This is a genomic window from Streptomyces sp. NPDC002787, assembly GCF_053592095.1.
The window spans coordinates 1-5,641 of the sequence record NZ_JBSFVC010000079.1 but is presented as its reverse complement, the minus strand read 5'-3'; the positions used below and the strand labels follow the sequence as shown (position 1 = coordinate 5,641).

The 5,641-nt window shown below is 68.0% G+C and carries 8 protein-coding genes and 1 pseudogene; 8 read left to right on the top strand and 1 reads right to left on the bottom strand.

Annotated features, from left to right (window positions below; all coding sequences use genetic code 11):
- The first annotated feature begins 282 nt into the window (after positions 1-282).
- Complete coding sequence (locus ACWD26_RS43930) at positions 283-618, top strand: ArsR/SmtB family transcription factor (RefSeq protein WP_451279362.1); 336 nt, start codon at positions 283-285, stop codon at positions 616-618.
- A complete protein-coding gene (locus ACWD26_RS43925) occupies positions 618-1,340 on the top strand; it encodes a cation transporter (RefSeq protein ID WP_451279361.1) in 723 nt (240 codons plus the stop codon). Before ACWD26_RS43930 ends, ACWD26_RS43925 begins: the two co-directional genes overlap by 1 nt.
- Positions 1,341-1,926: 586 nt before the next feature.
- Here ACWD26_RS43925 and ACWD26_RS43920 read toward each other — a convergent pair.
- On the bottom strand, positions 1,927-2,205 hold the full coding sequence (locus ACWD26_RS43920; protein ID WP_033532118.1) for a GlsB/YeaQ/YmgE family stress response membrane protein: 279 nt from the start codon (positions 2,203-2,205) through the stop codon (positions 1,927-1,929).
- 308 nt (positions 2,206-2,513) lie between these two features.
- Here ACWD26_RS43920 and ACWD26_RS43915 point away from each other — a divergent pair.
- The 6 genes and pseudogenes from ACWD26_RS43915 (at position 2,514) to ACWD26_RS43890 (ending at position 5,388) form a co-directional block, all read left to right on the top strand.
- Positions 2,514-2,923 (top strand): annotated as a pseudogene (locus ACWD26_RS43915) (ATP-binding protein).
- A gap of 370 nt (positions 2,924-3,293) precedes the next feature.
- The gene (locus ACWD26_RS43910) at positions 3,294-4,139 is read left to right on the top strand and encodes an RNA polymerase sigma factor SigF (protein ID WP_451279360.1); all 846 of its coding nucleotides are present in this window, start codon (positions 3,294-3,296) and stop codon (positions 4,137-4,139) included.
- 131 nt (positions 4,140-4,270) lie between these two features.
- Entirely contained in the window at positions 4,271-4,426 is a 156-nt protein-coding gene (locus ACWD26_RS43905) for a DUF6131 family protein (protein ID WP_355924953.1), read from the top strand.
- A gap of 174 nt (positions 4,427-4,600) precedes the next feature.
- Positions 4,601-4,759, top strand: coding sequence for a hypothetical protein (locus ACWD26_RS43900; RefSeq protein ID WP_451279358.1), 159 nt, complete (start codon positions 4,601-4,603; stop codon positions 4,757-4,759).
- 80 nt (positions 4,760-4,839) lie between these two features.
- Positions 4,840-5,115 (top strand): hypothetical protein, encoded by a 276-nt coding sequence (locus tag ACWD26_RS43895; RefSeq protein ID WP_451279356.1) that lies wholly within the window; start codon positions 4,840-4,842, stop codon positions 5,113-5,115.
- A 12-nt stretch (positions 5,116-5,127) separates the two neighbouring features.
- Positions 5,128-5,388, top strand: a complete 261-nt coding sequence (locus ACWD26_RS43890; RefSeq protein ID WP_451279354.1) for a hypothetical protein — start codon at positions 5,128-5,130, stop codon at positions 5,386-5,388.
- Positions 5,389-5,641: the final 253 nt, after the last annotated feature.

Here is a 5,641-nt window from a genome sequence, read left to right as displayed (position 1 = left end):
GGTGCTCCCCTTCGTCGCGTTGCATCCGGACCTTAGCCGCTCAAGGAATCGATGGCACGAAACAATGAAGATCACGATCTACAGCTGGAGTATTAGGACCTCTAAGGCCAGGCAGTCCGACTTCAATGGCAGCCGATCCAACTTCCGCGTCAGAGGACAGCCGCTGTCCTGTGACAGCGAACCTGGACCGATTGCCATCGAAGTTGGACCGCTGTGAAGGTGACAAACGGCTCCGACAGTGCAAGATTCCGTGAATTCAGCTATCCGTGTACTGTCGTGGGTGTGTTGACCCTCGCTGCTGACATCGAGGTGCTGGCGCGGTTCGGCCGCGCCCTCGCCGACCCGATCCGCTGCCGGATCCTCCTTGCCCTGCGCGAGGCCCCGGCCCACCCCGCCGACCTTGCCGACGCCCTGGAGATCTCCCGGACTCGGCTGTCGAATCACCTGGCGTGTCTACGCGACTGTGGACTGGTCGTGGCAGTTCCGGTGGGCCGGCGCACTCGCTACGAGCTCGCCGACGAACGTCTCGGGCACGCGCTGGATGATCTGCGCACCGCCGTGGTCGCCGTTGAAGCCGACAAGACGTGCGTCGACGCGGATGAGAAGGGCTGCTGCTGATGGCCGCCGCGATATCCATCGGCAGGGGCCCCTCCCCGGCCCGCCGCGACATCCTTGCCAAGCGGATACGGCTGCTGGTCGCGGCCACCATCACGTACAACGTGATCGAGGCGGTCGTCGCGATCACCGCCGGGACGATCGCCTCCTCCACCGCGCTGATCGGCTTCGGGCTCGACTCGGTCATCGAGGTCTCCTCCGCCGCCGCGGTCGCCTGGCAGTTCTCCGCCTCCGACCACGCCGTCCGCGAGGCGCGCGAGCAGCGCACCCTGCGGATCATCGCGGTTTCGTTCTTCGCGCTCGCCGCGTACGTCACCGTCGACGCCGTCCGCGCGCTCGCCGGCACCGGGGAGGCGGAGCGGTCGGTCCCGGGCATCGTCATCGCCGCCCTATCGCTGGCGGTCATGCCGTTCCTGTCCGCCGCCCAGCGCCGATCCGGACGCGAACTCGGCTCGGCCTCGGCAGTCGCCGACTCCAAGCAGACGCTCCTGTGTACCTACCTGTCCGCCGTGCTCCTGGTCGGCCTGGTCCTGAACGCCACCCTCGGCTGGTCCTGGGCCGACCCGATCGCGGCCCTGGTCATCGCCGCTATCGCGATCAAGGAAGGCCGCGACGCCTGGCAGGGCAAGGGCTGCTGCGCCCCCCCGGCCGCCGCGGCAGCGCCCTCCGCCAGGGTTGAGGCGGACTCGTGCAGTTGCCGCCCCGGCTGCGACTGCTGCAACTGACCCGAAGCTCGTCGAACACGGAGCCCCCGGCGATCGCACCGCCGGGGTCCTCTGCTGTCCCCTCAACCTGACGGTCTCGGCAGCAGTCCAACTTCGATGGCAATCGGTCCAAGTTCCCTGTCACGGGACAGCCGCGCCCGCCTGACGATCACGGCTCGGTAACGGCGCTCAGACGAGTGTCACACCGTCGACTTTCGCCACACCTCTAGTAGTGCCTGGTCATGGTGTAGGTCTGCGTGGAATGGTAGATCCAGGTCCCGTTGGGGCCCATGGTCAGGCGCTGTCACGTTGGTTGACTGGATGGGATGATCTTTTGTTGATCGTGCGGGAGGGGGTTGTTCGTGGGGGCCGTGTCGCCGTCGTACAAGGGGCACCGGTACCCGGTCGCCTGCCCAGGAGAAGCGCGATCGTGCCACCGAGCAGTACAGGCGCCTGTTTGTATGGCGGCAGGACGCGGGGGGCCTGGGCGACGGCAACCGGCGGGCTGGCCGCTGGGTGGCCCGACCATGCATGCTGACGGCTCCCGTCCTGCGAACAGGGAAGGGAGCCGCCCAGGTGTGTCCGCAGGCGTGATGCGTTCAGCGGGTCATGCGTGACGGTGTGAATGCCGGTTGCCGGTGACGAGGCGGTAGAGGGCGAGCAGGATGACGGAGCCGGCGATCGCGGCGATCCAGGTGGAGAGGTCGAAGAACCCGTCGATGGAGTCGACGCCGAAGATGACCTTGCCGAGCCAGCCGCCGAGCAGGCCGCCGACGATGCCGATGAGCATGGTGATGATGATGCCGCCGGGGTCCTTGCCCGGCATGAGGGCCTTGGCGATGGCGCCGGCGAGCAGGCCGATGATGATCCACGCGATGATGCCCATGGTGCCTCTCCGCTTCGTCATATAAAGGCTGTGTCAGCTAATCGTCTGCACCAATCGCGCTCGAACAAACGTCGTCTCTGAACCGGCCGTGCCGGATCCCAACCGAGCAGCACCGGGAGGCCCCGTGTCGCAGTCTTTCCCGCTTGCGTCCGCGGAGTCCAACGTGCCGTCTCCGGCGTGTGACTGCCTCGCGCACAGGTTCGGCAACGCGGCGGACGGGCCGGACCGCGTCCGTGTTACGGCTCCGACCTGACCTCGGTGGGTGAGGACAGCCCGGCACCGGATGAGCAGGCCATACAGACCACGGTCTGGAAGGCGACGGCACGTGCATCGCCCACACCCGCCACCTCGCGGCGGACTTCCTCACCCGCGTCCAATCCAAGCACGGCCTGCCCATCTCGCAGCGTGCCTGGGACCTCACCCAGCTGGTGGTCAGCGAGCTGGTCACCAACGCCCGAACATACGCGCCGGGACCGGTGCTGATGGACCTGCGCATCACCGCGACAGGGTTGAGATCGTGGTGTGGGACTGTGATCCGGCGCTGCCGGTGGCCCGGGCCACCGGCGCCGGGCGGGTCGGCCAGCACGGCCTGGAGATCGTCATGGCCGTCGCCCAGGGATTCGAGGCGCAGCGCGAGCCGGTGGGCAAACGCATCACCGCCCGCATCACCCTCCTGGACGACCCCGGCGGCGCCGTCGCCGGACACCAGCCCCTGTAGGACCGCCGCCCACAGTCAGAGACCGGGGCGCGAGTCGGTGGCGTGGCGGGCAGAGCTGCCTGCAGCTCCCCGAGAAGGACATCGGACAGCGCCGCGCCCTTGGCATGCTTGAGGACCTGCTCAGCAACCTGTGACAGTTCGAGGCCCGACATCACACCCCGACTCTGTGACCTGCTGACTGGACCGGTGGCGCGTATCCAGGGGCTGGACGGAAGCCCGTACGCGACCGCCCTTCACACGCGGTGTGGCCTCGGGGCGATTACCGACAGCGGTAGCAGTTGGCGGGCATGGGCTGCACATGCCGGGGTAGGCGCGCGGTCGTCGGTCCGTGGCAGGCTGGCAGCGTGCGGCGACAGGGGAGGGAAGCATCATGGCGACAGTGACTGCGGCGAAGACGGACACGAACGTAGCCGGCCTGCCGGAGGTCGCCGACCCCGCCCAGGTGGCGCCCAAGGACGCCCGGCGGCTGACGCGTCTTTTCTTCGACCAGCTGGCGGTGCTGGAGGAGGGCACCCCCGAATACCAGTACGCGCGCAACACGCTGATCGAGATGAACATGTCCCTCGTCCGCTTCGCGGCCGGCCGGTTCCGCAGCCGCGGGCCGGAGGAGATGGAGGACATCGTCCAAGTCGGCATGATCGGCCTGATCAAGGCGATCGACCGGTTCGAGCTGACCCGGGAGGTGGAGTTCACCTCCTTCGCCGTTCCTTACATCGTCGGCGAGATCAAGCGGTTCTTCCGCGACACCACCTGGGCCGTGCACGTGCCGCGCCGCCTGCAGGAGGCCCGCGTCCAGCTCGCCCGCGCCACCGAAGAACTCCGCAGCCGTCTGGGTCGTACCCCGACGGTGAAGGAATTGTCGGAACTGATGAGCCTGCCCGAAGACGAAGTCATCGAGGCCCGCCTGGCCTCTAACGGCTACAACTCCACTTCCCTGGACGCGGCGATCAGCGGCAGCGAGGACGGCGAGACGGCCCTGGCGGACTTCATCGGCACCGACGACCAGGCCCTCGAGCTCGTGGAGGACTTCCACGCACTCACCCCGATGATCGCAGCACTGGATGAACGCGATCGGCAGATCATCCACATGCGCTTCGTGGACGAGCTCACCCAGGCACAGATCGGCGAACGCCTCGGTGTCTCCCAGATGCACGTCTCCCGGCTGCTCTCGCGTTGCCTGGCCCGGCTGCGCGAAGGCATGCTCAGCACCCGCTGACGGCAAAGACGCCCGGGCGCAGCCGCTGAGCGCACCACCGCACGGTGCCCAACTTGCCCGCCCCGGAAGTGGGAAAAATCGCCGCTGAAGGTGCACAGTGGAGGAAGTACTACCCGCAGCGGGAGGCGGCCGTGATCGTCCTCGGCATCATCTTGCTCGTCGTCGGTTTCGTCACCGGCATATCCATTCTGTGGACCATCGGCATCATCCTCGCCGTGATCGGCGTCGTGCTGTGGATCCTGGGCTCGGTTGGCCACGCGGTCGCCGGTCGCCGGCACTATTGGTGAGGGAGCTGTGGCCGCTGGGCCGGTGACACGAGCGCTCACTGTTGCCAGCCCAATTCGGTGAGCTGCTGAGCGGTCACGGGCCTGGTGGCTACCGGTGCCGGCCTGACAGTGGCCGGAGCTGGCAGTGAGCGTGTCCGCTTCGCCGCGGCCGCGTTCGAGTCCGCAAGGGTGCCGGTGAGCCTGTCCTGGCAGGCGGCCTCCGATCACCTGCCCATCCTGGTCCAGGCCACGGCAACGACCGCTGCCGCGCCGTCCGCGTCGCCCGACCACCTGGAAGAGATCACCGGCCTTGACCGTGAAGCCGAAGCCGTGGCTGTGCGCCCGCGCGGATAGCACTCGCACCGGGAACCGCCGTGTGATCCGACGCGCGCTGCCCCGTTTCGTAGGCGGGGGGAGCGGCATACGCTGCAGGGATGGCGAAAGAGTCTCGTGAGGCCAAGCGGGCACGGAAAGCCGCGGCGAAGGCAGCAGCACGCGCCGGTGCCGCTCGCATCGTCGCCGGCGATATCCCTGAGTACCTGCAGCAGCCGAGCGCGGCCACCCGCCAGCCTCGCCCGCTCAAGCCACGGCACAAGGTGGTCCAGGCCCCACCCGATCGGGCCGCCAAGGCGCTCATTCCCCCGACGGATACCGAGCTTCGGCCGCGAGAGCGGGAGCAGTACGCGGACAACGCACCGCCGGTCTGGTGAGAGAGGAGTGTCATGCCCAAGATGACTAGCGGACCGGCCCGGCCGTGGCACCCGGGGATGACCACCGCCTCCAAAGAAGACATCAAGCACATGCGGCCGAAGCAGCGGAACAAGTACCGCCGCCTCGGCTTCACCTGGGCAGAGATCAAGAAGATCGATCGAGCCATCGGCCGCGGGGAGGCCACCCTCACCCTCAGAACCACTGCAGGCGAGGTGACGCTCACCCTTCCCCCGGCGCCAGACCGGACACCGGAGACGCGGGATCAGGCATGAGATCTGCAGGCAGGCCGATGCAGCGTCCAGCCCGAGAGAGCGAGAGCCCACGGGATCGTCATCCGCAACGGGCGCGCTGTTCTCACACCGGCTTTTATTGCACAAGCGGAGAGGCCTGGAGCATCCGTCAGCTCGAGTCGGTATGGCCGTGGCGACGCAGGCCCTGGCCGTCGGCCACCGCGTGCACCAGCCGGTTGAACGTCGACGCCGGCGGCAGGGCCACCGCCCCGGCGCCGTACTCCTCCTCCAGCAG